General features: G+C 69.2%; 15 protein-coding genes. 3 read left to right on the plus strand and 12 right to left on the minus strand.

The features are described 5' to 3' along the window. Positions 1-60: 60 nt before the first annotated feature. The 10 genes from OIE13_RS08205 to tnpA form a co-directional block, all read right to left on the minus strand. Positions 61-984: an aldo/keto reductase gene (locus OIE13_RS08205; RefSeq protein ID WP_326641417.1), complete on the minus strand. Its 924-nt coding sequence runs from the start codon at positions 982-984 to the stop codon at positions 61-63. Between the two features lie 301 nt (positions 985-1,285). Continuing rightward, positions 1,286-2,785 carry a WS/DGAT/MGAT family O-acyltransferase gene (locus tag OIE13_RS08210; protein ID WP_326641415.1) on the minus strand — a complete coding sequence of 500 codons (1,500 nt, stop codon included), beginning with the start codon at positions 2,783-2,785 and terminating at the stop codon, positions 1,286-1,288. A 371-nt stretch (positions 2,786-3,156) separates the two neighbouring features. After that, positions 3,157-4,467 (minus strand): sulfite oxidase, encoded by a 1,311-nt coding sequence (locus OIE13_RS08215; protein WP_326829829.1) that lies wholly within the window; start codon positions 4,465-4,467, stop codon positions 3,157-3,159. Positions 4,468-4,559: 92 nt separating this feature from the next. Further along, on the minus strand, positions 4,560-6,245 hold the full coding sequence (gene polX, locus OIE13_RS08220) for a DNA polymerase/3'-5' exonuclease PolX (protein WP_326641412.1): 1,686 nt from the start codon (positions 6,243-6,245) through the stop codon (positions 4,560-4,562). 241 nt (positions 6,246-6,486) lie between these two features. Further along, the gene (locus OIE13_RS08225) at positions 6,487-7,122 is read right to left on the minus strand and encodes a DUF4142 domain-containing protein (RefSeq protein ID WP_326829830.1); all 636 of its coding nucleotides are present in this window, start codon (positions 7,120-7,122) and stop codon (positions 6,487-6,489) included. A 324-nt stretch (positions 7,123-7,446) separates the two neighbouring features. Continuing rightward, positions 7,447-8,421 carry an aldo/keto reductase gene (locus OIE13_RS08230; RefSeq protein ID WP_326641409.1) on the minus strand — a complete coding sequence of 325 codons (975 nt, stop codon included), beginning with the start codon at positions 8,419-8,421 and terminating at the stop codon, positions 7,447-7,449. A gap of 398 nt (positions 8,422-8,819) precedes the next feature. Continuing rightward, positions 8,820-9,107: a hypothetical protein gene (locus OIE13_RS08235; RefSeq protein WP_326641407.1), complete on the minus strand. Its 288-nt coding sequence runs from the start codon at positions 9,105-9,107 to the stop codon at positions 8,820-8,822. Positions 9,108-9,213: 106 nt separating this feature from the next. Then, a complete protein-coding gene (locus OIE13_RS08240; RefSeq protein ID WP_326641405.1) occupies positions 9,214-10,356 on the minus strand; it encodes a baeRF10 domain-containing protein in 1,143 nt (380 codons plus the stop codon). Positions 10,357-10,392: 36 nt separating this feature from the next. Next, a complete protein-coding gene (locus OIE13_RS08245) occupies positions 10,393-11,289 on the minus strand; it encodes a Gfo/Idh/MocA family protein (RefSeq protein ID WP_326829831.1) in 897 nt (298 codons plus the stop codon). A 209-nt stretch (positions 11,290-11,498) separates the two neighbouring features. Further along, a complete protein-coding gene (tnpA, locus tag OIE13_RS08250; RefSeq protein WP_326829832.1) occupies positions 11,499-11,948 on the minus strand; it encodes an IS200/IS605 family transposase in 450 nt (149 codons plus the stop codon). A 19-nt stretch (positions 11,949-11,967) separates the two neighbouring features. Between tnpA and OIE13_RS08255 the strand changes: the two genes are divergently transcribed. Then, the gene (locus OIE13_RS08255; RefSeq protein ID WP_326829833.1) at positions 11,968-13,128 is read left to right on the plus strand and encodes an RNA-guided endonuclease InsQ/TnpB family protein; all 1,161 of its coding nucleotides are present in this window, start codon (positions 11,968-11,970) and stop codon (positions 13,126-13,128) included. Positions 13,129-13,422: 294 nt separating this feature from the next. Here OIE13_RS08255 and OIE13_RS08260 read toward each other — a convergent pair whose 3' ends face one another. Both OIE13_RS08260 and OIE13_RS08265 read right to left on the minus strand, forming a co-directional pair. Next, the gene (locus OIE13_RS08260) at positions 13,423-14,112 is read right to left on the minus strand and encodes an SDR family NAD(P)-dependent oxidoreductase (protein WP_326829834.1); all 690 of its coding nucleotides are present in this window, start codon (positions 14,110-14,112) and stop codon (positions 13,423-13,425) included. 192 nt (positions 14,113-14,304) lie between these two features. Then, entirely contained in the window at positions 14,305-15,339 is a 1,035-nt protein-coding gene (locus OIE13_RS08265) for a zinc-binding dehydrogenase (protein WP_326641399.1), read from the minus strand. 345 nt (positions 15,340-15,684) lie between these two features. Between OIE13_RS08265 and OIE13_RS08270 the strand changes: the two genes are divergently transcribed. Both OIE13_RS08270 and OIE13_RS08275 read left to right on the plus strand, forming a co-directional pair. Continuing rightward, the gene (locus tag OIE13_RS08270) at positions 15,685-17,121 is read left to right on the plus strand and encodes a glutamate--cysteine ligase (RefSeq protein WP_326641397.1); all 1,437 of its coding nucleotides are present in this window, start codon (positions 15,685-15,687) and stop codon (positions 17,119-17,121) included. Between the two features lie 88 nt (positions 17,122-17,209). Next, complete coding sequence (locus OIE13_RS08275; protein ID WP_326641395.1) at positions 17,210-18,256, plus strand: hypothetical protein; 1,047 nt, start codon at positions 17,210-17,212, stop codon at positions 18,254-18,256. Positions 18,257-18,290 lie beyond the last annotated feature (34 nt).

Genomic DNA, 18,290 nt, shown 5'->3' on the forward strand with positions numbered 1-18,290 from the left:
CGCACAGCTCCTGAACCCGATCGAGGCCCGGCCGTACCACGGCCGGGCCCCGTCGTCCTTCTAGCGGGACGCCTCGTCCAGCAGGGCCAGTTCATCCTCTGACAGCGTCAGATCGGCGACCGCGAGCAGCGGCCGCAGCTGCTCGACGTTGCGGGCGCTGGCGATCGGCGCGGCCACCGTGGGCTGGGCGGCCAGCCAGGCGAGGGCGATGGTGGCCGGGGCGGCTCCGTGGGAGGCGGCGATCTTGTCCAGGGCGTCGAGCACCTTCGGCCCGCGCTCGCTCCGAAGGTATTCCGACGCCTGGCCCGCGCGGGGGCTGTCCACTGTGACCCCCGGCCGGTACTTGCCGGTCAGGAAACCTCGGGCCAGGCCGAAGTACGGTGTGCTGGTCAGCCCCGCCTTGGCCACCACGTCTCGCAGTGCCCCCTCGTAGCCGCGTTCGAGAAGGTTGTAGTGCTGCTGCAGCACCCCGTACCGCGCCAGACCGTCCCGCTCGGAGATCTCCAGCGCCTCCGCGAGCCGCTCGGCGCTGTAGTTCGAGGCGCCGATGTTGCGTACCTTGCCCTCGGTGATCAGGTCGTCGAACGCGCCAAGGGTCTCCTCCAGAGGCGTGGCCGCGTCGTCGATGTGGGCCCAGTACAGGTCGATGTGGTCGGTGCGCAGCCGCCGTAGCGAGTCCTCGGCCGCCGCGCGGATGTTGGCCGCCGACAGCCCGGTGCGGCCGTTCAGTGAACCCACCTTGGTCGCCACCACTATCCGGTCACGGTTGCGGCGGGAGGTCATCCACTCGCCGATGACGGTCTCGGACTCCCCGCCGACGTGTCCGGGCACCCACGCGGAGTAGGCGTCCGCGGTATCGATGAGGTTGCCGCCCGCCTCGGCATAGGCGTCCAGGACTGCGAAGGAGTCGTTCCGGTCCGCGGTCCAGCCGAATACGTTGCCGCCGAGACAGAGAGGAAACAGGTTCAGCTCAGAAAAGCTCATGGGCTAACTCTATTTCTCGAATAATCGCGCGGTTGCGGGGCATCGGTGGCGGCCGTCGGAGCACTGTTATGTACGGCGTCAATAAGACTGCCGGAGGCTCTCTTGGCCCCCGGTTACCCGGACTCCTCATCGGTGCTGTCGCCGACCACGCCGAGAAGTTCCTCACGGACGAGTCGGCGGACGGGCCCCGCCGTGGGCGCACGGCAGACGTACGTGCGTCACCAGCCGCTGGCCCACTCCTTGGGATCACGCCGTGGGACCTTCCCCTCCGGCAGGTGATCGGATTTGCCGTGCCGGCCCTTCAGGCGGGCACCATCTGCCTGACCGGGGGGCTGTCCACCGGGGCGATCCGCCCGGAGGGCTCGATCTGCTCGATCAACTCGTCCATGGCCTCCTGCAGGTGGCCCATGAGCCGCCACACGTCGGCCACCCGGTCCGGGCAGGACAGGATGCCGAAGTCGAGCGAGCCGTCGTAGGAGAAGCAGGTGATGTTGACCCCGCCGCTCAGGTCGGTCAGCACGGACATGGGGTGGTAAGCGAGCACCCTGGCCCCGCAGAGGTACAGCGGGAGCTGCGGCCCCGGCACGTTCGAGACGATCAGATTGATCGGCGGCAGCACGATCGAGGCCAGCCGGAACACCGTGGAGGTCGCCAGCGCGGTGACGGCCGCGGGCAGCATCGACGACAGCTCTCCCAACCAGCCGGTGGGGGAGCCGGCGAACCGCCGCTTGGCGGTGCGCATCGTCCGCGCCATGACGCGCAGGCGCTCGCGGGGACAGGCCAGGTCGGTCGGGATGGGGGTGACCATGACGGAGATCTGGTTGCCGACCACCTCCCGGGCACTCGCGGTGCGGACCGCGACCGGGACGGCGGCGATCAGCGGCCGGTCGGGCAGCGCGTCACGCTCGCGTAGCCATGCGCGCAGCGCCGAGGCGCACAGCGTCATGACCACGTCGTTGACGCTGGCTCCCGAACTCCTGGCCACCCGCTTGACGTCCGCCAGCGGGATCGACCCGTAGGAGAAGCGCCGCTCGGGGCCGATCGGGCCGTTGAACGGTGTGCGCGGCGCCGTCAGCACGGGCAGCTCCGGCAGCTCCCGCACCCTTCCGGCGATCATCCGGGTGGCGGCGGCCACCCGCCGGGCGCCCGGTAGCGCCGAGGCCAGCGGCATCGTGTCGAGCTCGGTCGCCATCCGGCCCAGCGAGTACAGTGTTCTGGCGGGCTGCATCACCGACCTGGCCACGGCCCCGGCGAGCATGCCCGCCAGACCCGGGGCGGTGGTCCGCGGTGTGGGCGCGGGCCGCTCGACGATGCGAGGCTCGGGCGTCAGGTCCAGCAGCGCGGCCAGTGTCTCCGCCCCCGAGACCCCGTCGATGGCGCAGTGGTGGACCTTGGCGTACAGGGCGACCCGGCCGCCGGTCAGCCCCTGGATGAGATGCATCTCCCAGAGCGGGCGGCCCCGGTCGAGGCGCCGCTCGTGGATCCGGGCCACCTCCTCCGCGAGCTGGGCGTCGTCGCCCGGCGCCGCGAGGGTCACCTCGTGGACATGGCCGGCGACGTCGAGATCGGAGTCCTCCGTCCAGTACGGCCGGTCGAGGTCGAACGGCACGGTGGCCAGGCGGAGCCTCAGCGCCGGGGCCAGGTGCACCCGCTCGCGGAGCAGCTCGACCAGGCACTCGCGGGTGACGGCCCCGGCCCGGGAGTAGGCGGGGTCGAGGATGGCCAGCCCTGCGACGTGGGCCGCAGTGGTCGCCGATTCTGCGTGAAGAAACTGCGCGTCGAGCGCGGTCAGCTGGCGCATCGGTCGAGCCTCCTGGCGAAAGATGGGAGAACACGTATTGCCATCATCAGGTCGGCACGTTTCCCTCTCGTTTCCTCCGTGGGACCTCGGAATGTCTTTCTGGCGAGGTCTGAAGGCCCAGCCGATCATCGCGTTCCGTAACGTTCCCATTCCGCTCGGTAGTCACGCCTTGTGGATGGAGATGTCCTGGCGATTCTTTCCGAAGGTGATACTCGGGTACGGGCATCAGGAGCCGTGGGCCGAGGCGTTCACCCGGATGGGGCTCCCGGTCATCCGCTCACGACGGTCATCCGCTCACGACGGTCATCCGCTCACGACGGTCATCCGCTCACGACGGTCATCCGCTCACGACGGTCATCCGCTCACGACGGTCACCTGCTCACGACGGTCACCGGGTGGCGGACGACGGCGTCGAAGAGGTAGCCGAAGTCGTTGTGCGTGGTGCGCGGCGGCTGGACCGCGCCGGTCTCGTCGGTGGCGCGGGCGAGTAGGAGGTGCCGGCCGGTCTCGGTGGGTTTCCAGGTGACCTGCCAGCGGGTCCAGGTGGATGCCACGTGCGGTCCGCGTAGCGGGGCGCGCTGCCAGGTGGCGCCGCCGTCCAGGCTCACCTCCACATCGGCGATCCGGCCATTGCCCGACCATGACCGCCCGCGCAGCAGGTACGGGCGTCCGGCGACCAGTGTGGCGTTCCACGGCAGCTCGAAGGCGCTCCTGACGCCCCGCGTGGTCAGCGGGGCGCTGCCCTGCGGCGGATAGGCGTCGCCGAACATCCGGTAGAACTCGGTGTTCCACGGTGAGAACAACGGTGAGGTGGAGACCTCGATGTCGCCGACCCACTTGACCGAGGCCAGGCCGATCCAGCCGGGGACGATCAGCCGCACGGGGTGGCCGTGGTCGGGCGGGAGCGGCTCGTCGTTCATCTCGTAGGCGAGGATGACGTCCCGCATCGCCTTGGCCACCGGGATCGGGCGGCGCACCCGGCCGTAGTCGACCCCGTCGGCCACGTAGGCGGGGTCCAGTCCGCGGGCCATGACGTCGACGGCGTCCGGGATGATCCCGGATCGTTCCAGCACCGTGGCCAGCGGCACCCCGCGCCAGCGGGCCACCCCGATGCCGCCGAGCCGCCACGGGGTGCCGGCGACCTCCTGGTGCTGCTGGGCGGTGAAGAGGCTTCGCCCGTTGCCCGCGCACTCGATCGCCACGTCACGCGTCACCGAGGGCAGTGCGAGCAGCTCCTCGTAGCCGAAACTTCGGGGGCCGTTCAGGCCCGTGCCGTGCAGCCGCAGCCGCCAGGTGGCCGCGTCGATGATCGGGGTGGAGGTGTGATTGCGTACGAAGAACCGGTTGTTGGGCACATGGAACCCGATATCGCCCATGGCGTCCCAGCGCATCTCGGCATTGGTCTCGTGCTCGATGAACAACTCCGGCGGCAGGGGCTTGACGATCCCCGAGGCGGACGGCTCGCCGCCGACGGCCTCACCGCCACGGGTCCTGTCATCGACGGTCCTGTCGTCGACGTCATCGGCGGCCTCGCTGTCACGGGTCCTGTCATCGATGGCCCTGCCGTCGGCGGTCCTGCAGTCGACGGAGGCCGACCTGAGCCGGTCGGGGGTCTCCCGCAGGATCTGCCCGGCTCGGGCGCGCTGGTAGGTGGCCTCGTCGTTGAGGTCCTCGTACGGCATCCGGCGCCACTCCTCTCCCTGCATCTATTTCCTACCAGTAAACTATGTAATATGTGAAGGATGCCACACCCCTGCCGCTTTCAATCATCCCCTCAACGGCCGAGGAAAGCCAGCAACCGCTCCAGGGGCCAGGTGTTGATCACATCGTCGCCGGTGAGCCAGCCGCGCTGGGCGACACCGATGCCGAACCGCTGGTTGTCGAAGTGCGGAACCGCGTGGGCATCGCTGTCGATGGAGAACTTCACGCCGTGGTGCTGTGCCAGCCGCACCAGGTCCGAGGGGAGGTCGGAGCGGTCGGGGAAGGAGTCGATCTCCATCGCGGTGCCGGTGCGGGCCGCGGCGCGGAACACCTCGTCCCAGTCGGCGTCCACCGGAGGGCGGATGCCGATCCTGCGGGTGGTCGGGTGGCCGATGATGTGCACGTGGGGGTTCTCGCACGCGGCGACGAACCGTCGGGTCATCTCCTCGCGCGACTGGGTGAAGTGCGAGTGGACGCTGGCCACGCACACGTCGAAGCCCGCCAGCACCTCGGCCGGCCAGTCGACCGAGCCGTCGGGGGCGATGTTCAGCTCGCTGCCGTGCAGCAGCCGCATCTTCGGGTATCTCTCCTGCAGCCGGTGCAGCCGCTCGCGTTGCTCCAGGGCCTTGTCCAGTGTCATCCGCTGCATCGCCAGGTCGGGCGCGTGGTCGGTCACCGCGTAATAGGAGTAGCCGCGAGCGTGGGCGGCGGCGACCATGTCCTCCAGCGAGGCGATCCCGTCGGTCAGGTCGGTGTGAGTGTGCAGGTCGCCCCGCAGATCCTCCAGAGTGACCAGCGTGGGCAGCTCACCGGCGAGCGCGGCGGCGATCTCACCGCTGTCCTCGCGCAGGGTCGGGGGGATCCACTGCATGCCGAACGCCTCGAAGATCTCCTCCTCGGTCGCGGCCGCGATCACCCGCTCCTTCTCGAAAAGGCCGTATTCCGACAGTTTCCAGCCCTTCTTCACCGTGATCTCCCGTAGGTGCACCGTGTGCTCCTTGGAACCGGTGAAATACATCAGCGCGGCGCCCCACGACTCGGCGGGGACCAGGCGCAGGTCGACCTGGACGCCCTGGGTGGTGCGGATCGAGGTCTTCTTGTCGCCCGAGGCGATGACCTCCGCGACGTAGGGCTGTGCCTTGAAGTCGTCCATCAGCGACTCGGGGCCGACCGCGAGGATGTCGACGTCGCCGATGGTGTCCTTCATCCGGCGCAGCGACCCGGCGTAGGCGATCCGCTCGGCACCCGGCAGCGAGGCGATGACCCGCTCCGCCAGGTCCATCGCCATCCCGGTGTGCATCCTGGCACTGTTCTCTGCCAGGTGCTCGACACCTTTGAGCAGGTTTTCCACGGTCTTGGCGCCGAAGCCCTTGACGCCCTGGAGGCGGCCCTCCCCGATGGCCTTCACCAGCGCCTCGGGAGAGTCGATGCCCAGCTCCTGGTAGAGGAAGATCGCCTTCTTCGGCCCGAGCGAGGCCACCCGGGTCAGCCGCCGCACCCCCTGGGGAACCTTTTCGCGCAGGTCGTCGAGTTGCCGGAAGCCGCCCCGCTCCAGGTATTCCTCGACCTTCTTGGCGATCGCCTCACCCACCCCTGACACGCTTCGCACCGGCACGGTCGTGATGTCCCCGGGAAAGCCTGCGATCGCCTTGGCCGCCTTCTGGTAACTGCGGACCCGGAAGGCGTCGCCGCCGGTCATCGCGAACAGCTCGGCGTACTCCTGCAGAGCGGCCGCGACATCGTCGTTAGCTCGTGCCATGGAGCCAGCCTAGAAGATCGCACCGACAGTTCCCGCTCCCGGCGGCCCGCCGCGACCTCTGCCGGCCTCAGGCCCCGTCCCGTTTCACAGCCAGGTGCCAGACAAACCCAGGTCCTACCTCGGCTCCGCAGGCGTTTCGCGACCGTCGTTTCGTGGCCGGCCGGGCAAGGTCGCCGGAGCGACGCTCGGCCTCGCGGGAATCTTCGAGTGGGGAGCCGCCCGGAGCGCCGCGCTGCTCGCCTCAGCTCTCCGAGGGGCTGGGGCTTTCTGAGAGGCTCGGGCTTTCCGAAGGGCCGGCACTTTCCGGGGGGCCGGCACTTTCCGAGGGGCCGGGAGTGGAGGCCCTCTCGGCCTTGAGCAGCAGGTCTATGTGCTCCTGCACGATGGGCTTGGCCTCGGTGGCGAGCTCCTTCACCTCGGGGGAGGAGCCGTTCTCGATCTCCTGCTCCACGGCGGCGAGGGTCTCGTGGTGGCCGTGGAGTTCCGCGCTGATCCAGGCCCTGTCGAACTCCGCGCCGCTCAGGGCCGACACCTCGTCGAGCTGCTTGCGCTGCTCCGTGTTGGGCGTGTCGGGAAGTTTGACGCCGAGCTGATCGGCCACCTGGCGGACGGCCTTGTCGAGTTTCTTGTGGTCCTTGATGAATTTCTTCGCCAGCTTGCGGACGGTCCTGGTGACCTCCCGGTCCTGCTGGCCGGCGGTCTTCTCCCGGGCGGCCTTGCTCGACTCGATCTCGGTCAGGTTGGCCTGGTGTGCCTGGACGAGGAAGTCCCTGTCCTGCTGGGGGATGGCCTGGGGAGAGGGGGAGACGACGGCGCCGGCCGTACCGCCCATCGCGGCCATGGTGACGGCCACCAGGATGATCATCTTTCGAACCATCGGATCCTCCGTTGATCAATCCACGGTCGGAACTACTATCTCCCCCTCATATGCGCGTATCTCTGGAGATGTAGCGCCACAGGCGGTAAATCCTGACAAAAGCTCACATGTGGTCCTGTTGAGTAAGCCAGCCGGTCGGGCGCCCGCCGAACCTCGCTCGTCCCGCCCGGTACGGATGCGGACGCCCCGCCGGGCCCGGATGTCCTGGCGGGGCGTCATGCCGTGATGCCGGGCGGGCAGGGGGCCGGTGCGCGCTGTGCCGCCCGGGTGGGCCTCCCGGACATCGGGTGGCCCACCCGGGCACACGCGGGTGAGCCGGAAAGGTCAGTGCTTGACGGCCCGGGGGCGGTACGGCTCGGCGAGGAAGGCGAGCTCCTTCTCGCTCAGGGGCAGGTCCACCGCGGCGACCGCGTCGTCCACGTGCCTGTTCTTGGTCGCGCCCACGATCGGCGCCGACAGGCCGGGCTGGTGGAGCAGCCAGGAGAGCGCCACCTGGGCGGGAGGGACCTCGCGCTCCCCGGCCAGCTGGGCGACCCGCTCCAGGATCAGCCGGTCGTTGTCGGCGTCGTCATAGAGGGCCTCGATGCGCGGGTCGCTGCCCGCGCGGGTGGTGGCCTCCTCGGCTCCGGCGCGGGCGAGCAGCCCCCGGGCCAGCGGGCTCCACGGGATCAGGCCCACCCCCTGGTCGCGGCAGAGCGGGTTCATCTCCCGCTCCTCCTCACGGTAGAGCAGATTGTAATGATTCTGCATTGATGCGAACTTTGTCCATTCGTGGACCTCGGCGACGTGCTGGGCCTTGGCGAACTGCCAGGCGTACATGCTGGAGGCGCCGATGTAGCGGGCCTTGCCCGCGCGGACCACGTCGTGCAGGGCCTCCATGGTCTCCTCGATCGGGGTTTCCGGGTCCCAGCGGTGGATCTGGTAGAGGTCCACGTAGTCGGTGCCCAACCGGCGCAGCGAGGCGTCGATCGAGGACAGGATGTGCTTGCGCGACAGGCCGCGGTCGTTGACACCCTTGCCCATCGGCAGGCACACCTTGGTGGCCAGCACATAGTCGTCCCGGTCGGCGAAGAGCCCGCTCAGCAGCCGGCCGGTGACCTCCTCGCTGCCGCCCAGCGAGTAGACGTCGGCAGTGTCAAAGAAGGTGATCCCCGCCTCGACCGCCCGGCGCACGATCGGCTCGGCGGCGGCCTCGTCGAGCACCCACTCACCCCACTTGGCGGGATCACCGTAGCTCATCATGCCGAGGCAGACCCTCGACACCTTCATGCCGGTGGATCCCAGGCGCACGTACTCCATGTCAAACCTCCCGATCTTCACAACCCTGGGCCCCAGCCTACGACCGCCGACTCCGGCCACTCCCCGCCCGGATGCTCCTCGACCCGCCCGATTCGGTAGAAGAGAGCACGATCACCCTGGCTGCTGGTGATGTCCGGGACCTGTAGTCCTCGCTGAGCGTAGGTGACCCCTCGGGCATGATCACCTCGGTAGAGGCTGACCCGGCTCAGGCTGTCGTACGCGCGGGCCTGCTGTGGCCCACCGCGGGCTTGCGGTGCCGTGGCTGGTGGTCTGTTTCGCGGAGAAGTACGGCGTGCGCCCCGACGGCACCAGGGTCAAGCACTACTACGTCAACGAGAGCGTCGGCATCGCCTGCGGGTTCTTCATCGCGGCCCTGCACGCGATGGGCCTGTCCACGCTCACCCACACTCCGAACCCGATGGCGTTCCTGACCGGTATCTGCGGACGGTGCGCCCTGTGGTGGAACCGGTGTCCGCGACCCGCAGGCCGGCGGCCTGGACGGTGGCGGGACGCGCGGGTGTGCTGCCTGGTGCGGGGGAGAGGCTCGCGGGAGCGCCGGCGGAAGCCTGGGCGGTGCCCCGAGTGGAGGAGGCGGTCGGGGCGCACGCGGTCGTGGTCGCCAGCATGGCCACCGCCGCCACCGCCGAGGTGGTGGCGAGCAGTCCGGCGCCGATGGATCGTTTCATGATCCGTTGGACGCGTACCGCACCCTCCTGGTTGCCGTACCGGGACATTCCACGAGGCTCAGGTTGTCTGAGTGATACGGGACAGCACAGCCGGTCCAGCCGGCGGTCAGGGTTTCGGAGGGAGCGGGAAGCGGAGGGCGGCGGCTGTGACGTGGTCTTTCAGTTGGGTGTCGACGGCGACGTGTTCGACGGAGCCGCCCTCGTTGATGACCGTTTCGGTCAGTTCGTCGAGGACGTCGGGGACCTGGCGCGTGGCACCGCCGCAGAGAGGACAGGTCTGGCCGGAGCGGGCCAGCCAGCCGGATTCATCGCAGATCACGCCAGGAACCTCGGCGCCGTCCTGGATGAGCAGGGTGTCGATCGCGGCGGTGGTGCCGCCCCACAGGCATTCGTCGACCCCTATCGCGGCGTTGCCACCGACGGCGGCCCTCTCGAAGACCTGCTGCACCAGGCGGCGTTCCTCCTCGCGTTCGTAGTCGGCGACGATGCGCTCGGCGCTCTCCCGGATCTCCTCGGGCGTCGCCACCTTGCCCATGTCGACGTTGAAGACGCCCGCGACCTTCGGGCGCAGTTGCTGCGGCAGGAAGTCCAGGAAGACGGTGACCTCATCGTGGTAGCCGCCAATGATCAGCAGGTCGTGGCCCTCGGCGCGGAAGATCTCGTCCAGCAGGCTCACGGTCTGGCGATAGTGGCGTTTGGTGAGGTCGTCGGCCTTGTTGCGGACCCGGTACTCGGCGAGACCGGCCCAGCCGGCGTAGTCGGGCTTGCGCAGGGTGCGCCCTCGCACCTCGCCGATCTCGCGCATCTCCGTCTGGTACAGCTCCCACGCGCGGGCCGACTCCTTGTTGACGACCAGGACACAGCAGCGGTGGTACTCGTCGAGCACCGCGAGCATGGGACGGACGTACGGGGTCTGGTCCACCACGACCTGGTCACGCACCTTGCGCGGGAGCAGCACGACCTCGAACAGGCCACCCTCACCGCATGCGAACACCGCGACGGCGCCGATCGTGCCCCGCCCGAGATCCGGCGTGCCCTCGATACGCTCGATGTCCTGCCGCAACGAGAGCCGTGCCCGCCGGTCGAGCGACGGGTCCTCGGTGAGCGGGCGGATCTGGGTGATGAGGCTGTTCAACCGGGTACGGACGGCGTCAAGGCCGTCGTGGCCCACGGCGACGTACATGGAGAGAACCGGCAGACCTCCGCTGTCGAAGCGGATGAGACGGTCGACAGTGCCCTTGGTGATCATGCGATGTCCTCGTCATGGCGGTCGGATGCTTGAGTTTCAGGGGGCGATCGTGGACGGCCCGCTGCGGATCAGGTCGGTCTCCGCCGCCTCGATCACCTGTTGCAGGTGCAGGCCGTGCCGTACGTCCGTGGGGGGCGGTGTGCCGCGCTCGACGGCCCCGGCGAAGTCCCGGTACATCGCCTCGTACGCCTCCCGGCCCACCGCGGCCACGCAGTCGATCGACGTGGCACCGCCGGGCCCGTAGATCTCGACCTCGGCTCGCGGTGGGTCGATCACCGCCCTGGCGTACAGGGAGGCCTGGCTGAACCGCCCGCCCTCGTGCTCAAGCAGCAGCCCGAACCAGCCGGACGGATCCCCCTGTGCGCGTACGTCGACCACCCTTCCCAGCGCGGCCTCCAGCAGATCGACGAGGTCGGGGCCGAGTTCGAGCACGACGCTGCGTTCAAGCCGCCACGGGCTCGCCGATGATTCGTCGGTCTGCGTCCCCGAGATGGCAAGGCCGCTGCCGCCCACCGGCCACGTCCGCTCGGCCGCGTCCAGAAACCGCTGGATCGCGGGAGCATGGCGCCAGACCAGCGCGACCTGCGAGACGGCTCCGCCCCGATCGACCGCCATGAGAAGGTTCTCCGCACCCGCGATGTCCCCGGCGATCGGCTTCTCCAGCAGCACCGCCTTGCGTGCGTGCGCCGCGTGGGCGCCGAGCTCGGCCTGGGCGGCGGGCGGCACCGCGAGGGCGACGGCGTCGCACTCCTCAAGCAGGTCGTGGTAGCTCTCGAAGACCCGTGCCCGGTACCGGGCGGCCAGCTCGGCCGACGCGCCGTGAGAACGCGCCCACACCCCGGCGAACTCGGTTTCGGCACATGCGGCGAGCGCGGGCGCGTGAACCTCCGACGCCCGCTGCCCGGCACCGACCAGGCCGACCCTTATCGTCATGGAAGTAAATCTAGGATCCGCTAAGTAACGCGAAAGGCGAAACCGGACAACGTGCCCGACAAGATGTCAGCGAGAGCGCCTGACGGCGTAGCGCCTGTTCAGCGTGATCTGTCGTGGAACCCTGGGCGTTCACGCCCGGGAGGAAACGGCAGCGCGGGAGGCCCGCCAAGGGCCGAGCGGTGCGGTGACGGCAACTTTCGGAGAGCGGCTCAGCCTGAGCGTTTCTGGCTCTCGATGTATTCCTTGATGATGGACAGCGGTGCTCCGCCGCACCGGGCCGCGAAGTACGAGGGCGACCGGAAGTGGGCACCCCACAGGTATTTGCCGATGTGGTCGGGGTATTGCTGTCGCGATCTCCGGGCGGACACGCCCTTGAGGGAGCCGACCAGCCTGGACAGGGAGCCGACCAGCCTGGACAGGGAGACTTTCGGCGGGTAGCGCACCAGCAGGTGCACGTGATCACGCTCGCCGTTGAACTCGACCGGTTCGGTCTCGAAGTCGGCGCGGACGGCCCGCATGACGTCTTCGCACCGCCTGAGGATTTCGTCGGTGAACGGTCCGCGCCGATACCCGGGTGTGAAGACCACGTGTGCGCAGAGGGTGCAGACGAGTGTACGGCCCCTGCGAATGTCGGGGTTCGGCTCCCGGCGTGGTGACACAGATCATACGATCTTCCAAGTGAAGGTCGTCGTGCAGGTGAAGCTGATGCCGCAGGCCGATCAGGCCACTGCGCTGTCGGCTACCCTGCATGCGGTCAACGACGCCGCGAACCGGGTGTCGGCCGTGGCATTCGAGCACGGCGTGCCGCGTGAGTATGAGCTGCGCAAGCACACCTACGCCGAGTTGAAGGCGCGGGGGCTGGGGGCACAGGCCGCTCAGCACACCATCAAGAAGGTCCGCGATGCCTACACCACGTTGAAGGCGAACGTCCGTGCCGGCAACCTCGGCAAGAAGGGCTCCAAGCGCCGGATCAAAGCGGAGTCCACGCCGATCACCTTCCGTCCACAGGCGGCGCACCCGTTTGACGACCGGTGTCTGAGCTGGCAGTACGACGCTCAGACCGTCAGTATCTGGACCACCGCCGGGCGTATCAGGAACGTCCGCTTCGTCTGTTCGGCCGAGGCGCTCAAGGCGCTGCGTGAACACCGTAGGGGCGAGTCCGATCTGATCGAACGCGACGGCGCCTTCTACCTGATCGCTGTGTGCGAGGTACCTGAGGCCCCGGTCAACGAGTACCCCGACGGCTGGCTCGGCGTGGACCTCGGCATCGTCAACATCGCCACCGTGGACGGCATGACGCCGTTCAACGGACGTGGTCTGAACCGGCACCGCAAGCGGCAGCTCGAACTTCGCCGTAAGCTTCAGGCCAAGGGCACCAAGTCCGCCAGGCGACGGCTTAAGCGCCGCCGTCGCAAAGAGCGGCGGCACGCCGCGAACGTCAACCACATCATCTCGAAGAAGATCGTGACCGAGGCTGCACGCACCTCGTCCGGTATCGCCCTGGAAGACCTGGGCGGAATCCGGGAGAGGGTACGGCTCCGCAAGCCCCAACGGGTCATGCTCCACTCCTGGGCTTTCCACCAGCTCGGGGCCTTTCTTGAGTACAAAGCGCGGCGGGCGGGCGTCCCGCTGGTGCGCGTTGATCCGGCCTGTACCAGTCAGGAATGCGCCGACTGCCACCACATCGAGAAGAACAACCGGGTCAACCAGGCCCTCTTCGTCTGCCGGAACTGCGGGGTCGTTGCCCACGCCGACCGGAATGCCTCCCGCAACATCGCCGCACGCGGCGAGGCTGCGTGGATTGCGGGGCGTGAGTCACGCGTCCCAGCCACCCCGTAGGTGGTCTGGACGGAGGAGGCCACACCACAGCCAGTGGTGCCCTACCTCCAAGCCCGGTCCTTTAGGGCCGGGTCAAGTTGACGAGCCCCAGGTATCTGTGCGGCCGGCTCGAAACCCCGGCCTTCTGATCTTTATCCGGTTTGAAATCGTCCACCGACGTCCACGGGTGTCAGATGCGGATGTCCTCGACGCAGACGAACGTCCACCGGCCCTCCTTGGCTCCAACCGGCCGGCGGCGGGCCGGGGAGCCACCCACTGAGGCTCTCCCCGGCCCGCCGCCGTTGGTGGGTCCGGCTACCAGGGGATGGGGCCCTCCTGGGAGCTGAACGTGCCGGTCGGGCCGTCGCCGCCGAGGGTCGCCATCCGTACGGCCACCGCCGCGCCCTCCGCCGCCGTACGGGTTCCGGTGTGGCCGGTCAGGTCGGTGGCGCAGTGGCCGGGATCGACGGCGTTGACCAGGATGCCGGAGCCGCGCAGCTCGTTGGCGTAGAGCACGGTGAGCGCGTTGAGCGCGCTCTTGGCGGAGTTGTAGGCCAGCATCGGCCACGCGACGTTGAGGTCGTCTCCGGCGGAGGTGAGGCTGATCGAGGCCAGCCGGGTCGTCATGTTGACGATCCTGGCCTCGCCGGCCGCCCGCAGCAGCGGGATCATCGCGTGGGTGACCGTGACGACCCCGAAGACGCCCACCTCGTAGGTGGCCCGCATGTGCTTGGCGGTCACCTCCGCCGGGGTCATGCCGAAGTCACCGCAGGTCGCGGCATTGTTGACCAGTACGTCCAGTCGTCCGAACTCCTCACCGACGATCTTGGCCGCGCTCGCGACCGCCGCCGGGTCGGTGACGTCGAGCAGTATGGGACGGGTGCCTTCGGGAGCGTGGTTCTCCTCGCGGACTCCGGCGAACACGATCATCTCGCGTTCGGCGAGCTGTCGGGCGGTCTCCCGGCCGATGCCCCGCCCGGCCCCGGTGACCAGTGCGATCTTCACAGGTCGTTCTCCTTCTGTTGAGTTCGCACAGTCTGGGCGCGGCCTCTTGGAAGTGACCTGTGGATCAGTTGGGGAGTCCGGTGAGCAAGGGGTGACGGCCGAGGTCACGCGGCCGGCTGAGGTTCAGCAGGGTCCTGGAGACCTCTCTCAGGGTGAGCAAGGGGTGACGGCCGAGGTCACGTGGCCGGGCCGTCACCGCAGAGATGGAATGATCATCGTGACGCCGGGGACGGATCCGATCGAGGCGAGTGCGGCTCCCGCCTCCTGAAGGCCGATGGAGCGGGTGATCAGGGCGTCCGGGCGGAGGGTGCCGTCGGTGACGGCCTCCAGCATCGCCGGGTAGGCGCGCGCGGCCATGCCGTGGCTACCGAGAAGTTCGAGTTCGTAGCCGATCACCCGGTCCATCGGCAGCGCGGTGAGCCCCGGCAGCAGACCGACCTGAACGTGGCGTCCCCGGCGGCGTAGGCTCTCGATCGACGCCGCGCACGTTTCGGGGCTGCCGAGCGCGTCGATGGAGACGTGGGCGCCCCCCGAGGTGAGCTCCATGACCCGCGCGGGGACGTCGGCCTCGGCCGGGGCGGCACTGACGCAGGCGGTGGCGCCGAACGCCCGGGCCATCTCCAGGGCGCCCGTGGAGATGTCCACGGCGATCACCCTGGCCCCGGCCGCGGCCGCGATCATGACGGCGGACAGGCCCACACCGCCGCAGCCGTGCACGGCCACCCACTCGCCGGGCCGCGCCCGGCCCACGGAGGCCACGGCCCGGTAGGCGGTGGCGAAGCGGCAGCCCAGGCTCGCGGCGGTGCCGAAGCTCATCTCCTCGGGGAGCCGCACCAGGTTCACGTCCGCGTGATCGATCGCCACGTACTCGGCGAAGGACCCCCAATGGGTGAATCCCGGCTGGGTCTGACGCTCGCAGACCTGCTGCTCACCGGCCGCGCACGCCGCGCAGGAACCGCAGGCGCAGACGAACGGGACGGTCACCCGGTCGCCGGGCCGCCACGAGGCGACGCCCGCGCCCACCGCCTCGACCACCCCGGCAAGCTCATGCCCTGGCACGTGGGGGACCTGGATGTCCGGGTCGTGACCCTGCCAGCCGTGCCAGTCGCTCCGGCAGAGCCCGGTGGCCTCCACGCGGATGACCGCTCCGCCGGGTGGTGGTTCGGGGGCGGGCACCTCCCGGACCTCAAGATCGGCTCCAAACTCGTCGAAGACCACCGCTCGCACTTGCGCACACTCTCTTCCGGCTGTCGGCCTCTGCCTTTCGGCCCCGCTCGAACCTGACACTACTCAAGCCGGTCCCGGCCACCGTTCCCTTCTCGGCGTCCACGAGGCATCGTGGGAAGTCGGGGAGACCATGGAAAGGGCGCGCAGGCTCCCGGAACGCGCCGCGCGCCGTCGTTCACGGAGGGCTGTGACGAAAGTACTGAAGGGAGACCGTGGAAAGGGGGACGGGCTCCCGGGACGCGCCGCGCGCCGTCGTCCACGGAGGGCTGTGACGAAAGCACTGATTAGAAGGCGCAAGCTGGGAGAGAGGGAGGGAGCACGAGGACCAACTGATCGGACGGTGTGATGGGGCAGAAAGTCGACAAGGACCGTTTCTCCGAAGTGGAGTTCGTCCGCTTCGGGGAGAGACTGGTGGAGCAGATCGACACCCTCCGCGAGGTGCTCGCGCGGCCTGATTTCGGTGCAGGTCCCGTGACGATCGGGGCTGAGCTGGAGATGTTTCTCATAACGCCCGACGGTCGGCCGCTTCCACGTAACCGCGAGGTGCAGGTCGCCGCCGACGACGCCCGGCTCACGCTGGAACTGGGCAGGTTCAACCTGGAGGCCAACCTGACCCCGTTGCCGATCGCCGGGCGGCCGTTCACCGCTCTGACGCGCGAGATGCGGGAGATCATGGCCGTGGTGGACGCGGCGGCCGCGACCCAGGGCGGGCAGGTCGTGGTGATCGGGATCCTGCCCTCACTGAGCGAGTTCGACTTCAACCACGAGGCGCTGAGCGGCGAGGGCCGCTACCGAGCGCTGGCCAGGGGCATGCGGCGGCTGCGCACGGAGCCGTTCCGGGTGCGCATCGAGGGGGTCGAGCTGCTGGAGCTTGAGGTCGAGGGGGTGATCCTGGAGAGCGCCAACACCTCCTGGCAGGTCCATCTCCGTACGCCTCCCGGCGATTTCGCCCGCGTTTACAACGCCGCCCAGCTGGCCATCGGCCCGGTCCTCGCGGTCAGCGGCAATTCACCCGCCTTCCTGGGCAGGCAGCTCTGGGAGGAGACGAGGATCGCGCTGTTCGAGGAGGCCGCCGACGACCGGGACGTGGAGCGGCTCGACCGCAGGGACCGGCGGGTGGCGTTCGGCTCCGGCTGGGCGCAGAGCGCCGAGGAACTGTTCGAGACATGCGTCCGCGACTACGAGCCGGTGCTGCCGATGAGCTCGGTACCGGAGGAGGTGCCCGAGGGCGGCGTCCCGAAGCTGGCCGAGCTCCGGCTCCACCAGGGCACCGTGTGGCAGTGGAACCGGCCGGTCTACGACCCGGTCGACGGCGGCCACCTCCGAGTGGAGATGCGCGCCCTGCCCGCGGGGCCGAGCGCGGCGGACATGGCGGCCAACAGCGCGTTCCTGCTCGGGCTGACCGCGGCCCTGGCCCTCCAACCGGTGGAGGAGTTCCCCTTCGCCGGGGCCTACCGCAACTTCTACCGAGGCGCGATCCACGGCCTGGACGCGCCGCTGATCTGGCCCGGCCTGCGCGAGGAGGTCCCGGCCTGGCGGCTCGCCCTGGACCTGCTGCCGGTCGCCGAGACCGGTCTCGGCAGGATGGGCGTGGAGCCGAGTGAGATCCGGTGGGCGCTGGACATTGTGCGGGAACGCGTCACGCGCCGCCGTACCGGTGCGATCTGGCAGCGGAAGACCCTGGTCGGGATGGGGGGCGACCAGGCGGCGCGGGCGCGCCTGGTGAGCCGGTACCGGGAGCTGTCGCTGACCGGGGAGCCCGTCCATACCTGGCCCTTCTAACTACAAAAGGGATTTGAGTAAAGGCATACTCATGAACTCCGTATCTTGATCCGCCAATCCTGGCGAGACCGGACAAGGAGACCCCCTCATGAGTCAGATGAAGGCCGCATCGGCAGAGCCGTTCGGGTTGAAACGGGACGCCGGCGGCCTCACGGCCGGGATCAAGATCCTGGAGAGGGAACTCCAACGTGTGTCCCTCGACGCCGTGCTGGCCAAGGCGAACCGCGTCGCGGCCAGAAAGGGATCGACCGGTGCCGGGGCGTTCGCCAAGATGACTCCCAAACCCGTTGACTGGTACTGCTTCGACGCGGACGACAACGTCACCAGGGAGTGGTATCCCCAGGGCCTGACCTCCGCCTCCGACGCCGGGATCGGCGGGAGCACGTTCGTGGTGAGCTGGTACCACTCGCCGACGTCGGGAGCCGAGCGGGGTGCGCGCCTGACCTTCCTGAACACCGCGACACTCCGGTACCGGCACGTCCTGCTCGTGCGGGTCGCCGCCGACGGGAACATCACGCCGATCAACATCCACGCCGGCGGCGTCGCCTGGTACGGCGGCCTGCTGTACGTCGTCGACACCACGCGGGGCCTGCGGGTGTTCGACACCCGGCAGATCTTCGAGGTCAACGGGGACGGCACGGCTGCGATCGGCAGGAAGGACGGCGGATACGAGGCGTTCGGCTACCGGTACGTGATGCCGCAGACCGATGCCTGGACCACCACCAGCGGCACCGTGCGCTTCTCCCACACCGCCGTCGACCGCAGTACCGCCCCGCACACCCTGATCTGTGGCGAGTACGTCGACACGGCGGGCACGATCGGACGGGTGGCCCGCTGGCAGCTGACCGCGCAGGGAGCACTGAACGCCCCCGCCGGCGGCGTCGTCCAAGCCGTGGACGCCTACGCGCTTCCCGCGGGCAAGATTCAGGGCGCGCTCTCCTACAACGGCACCTGGTACCTCAGCCAGACCGCGGGCGCCACGGGGAACGGCACCCTGGTCGTGGTCGGCGACACGGTGCGCAGACGGCCCTATCCGGTGGGCCCTGAGGACCTCACCTGCGTCCGGGACAAGAGGACGCTGTGGAGCGTGACCGAGTTCGCGGGCCGTCGGGTGGTGTACGGCGTGCCGCTCTGACCGGCCGCGGACCGGCTTTCACCGGACCGGGGAA

Origin of the sequence: Streptosporangium sp. NBC_01810, from assembly GCF_035917355.1 — a bacterium.
Taxonomy (GTDB): Bacteria; Actinomycetota; Actinomycetes; order Streptosporangiales; family Streptosporangiaceae; genus Streptosporangium.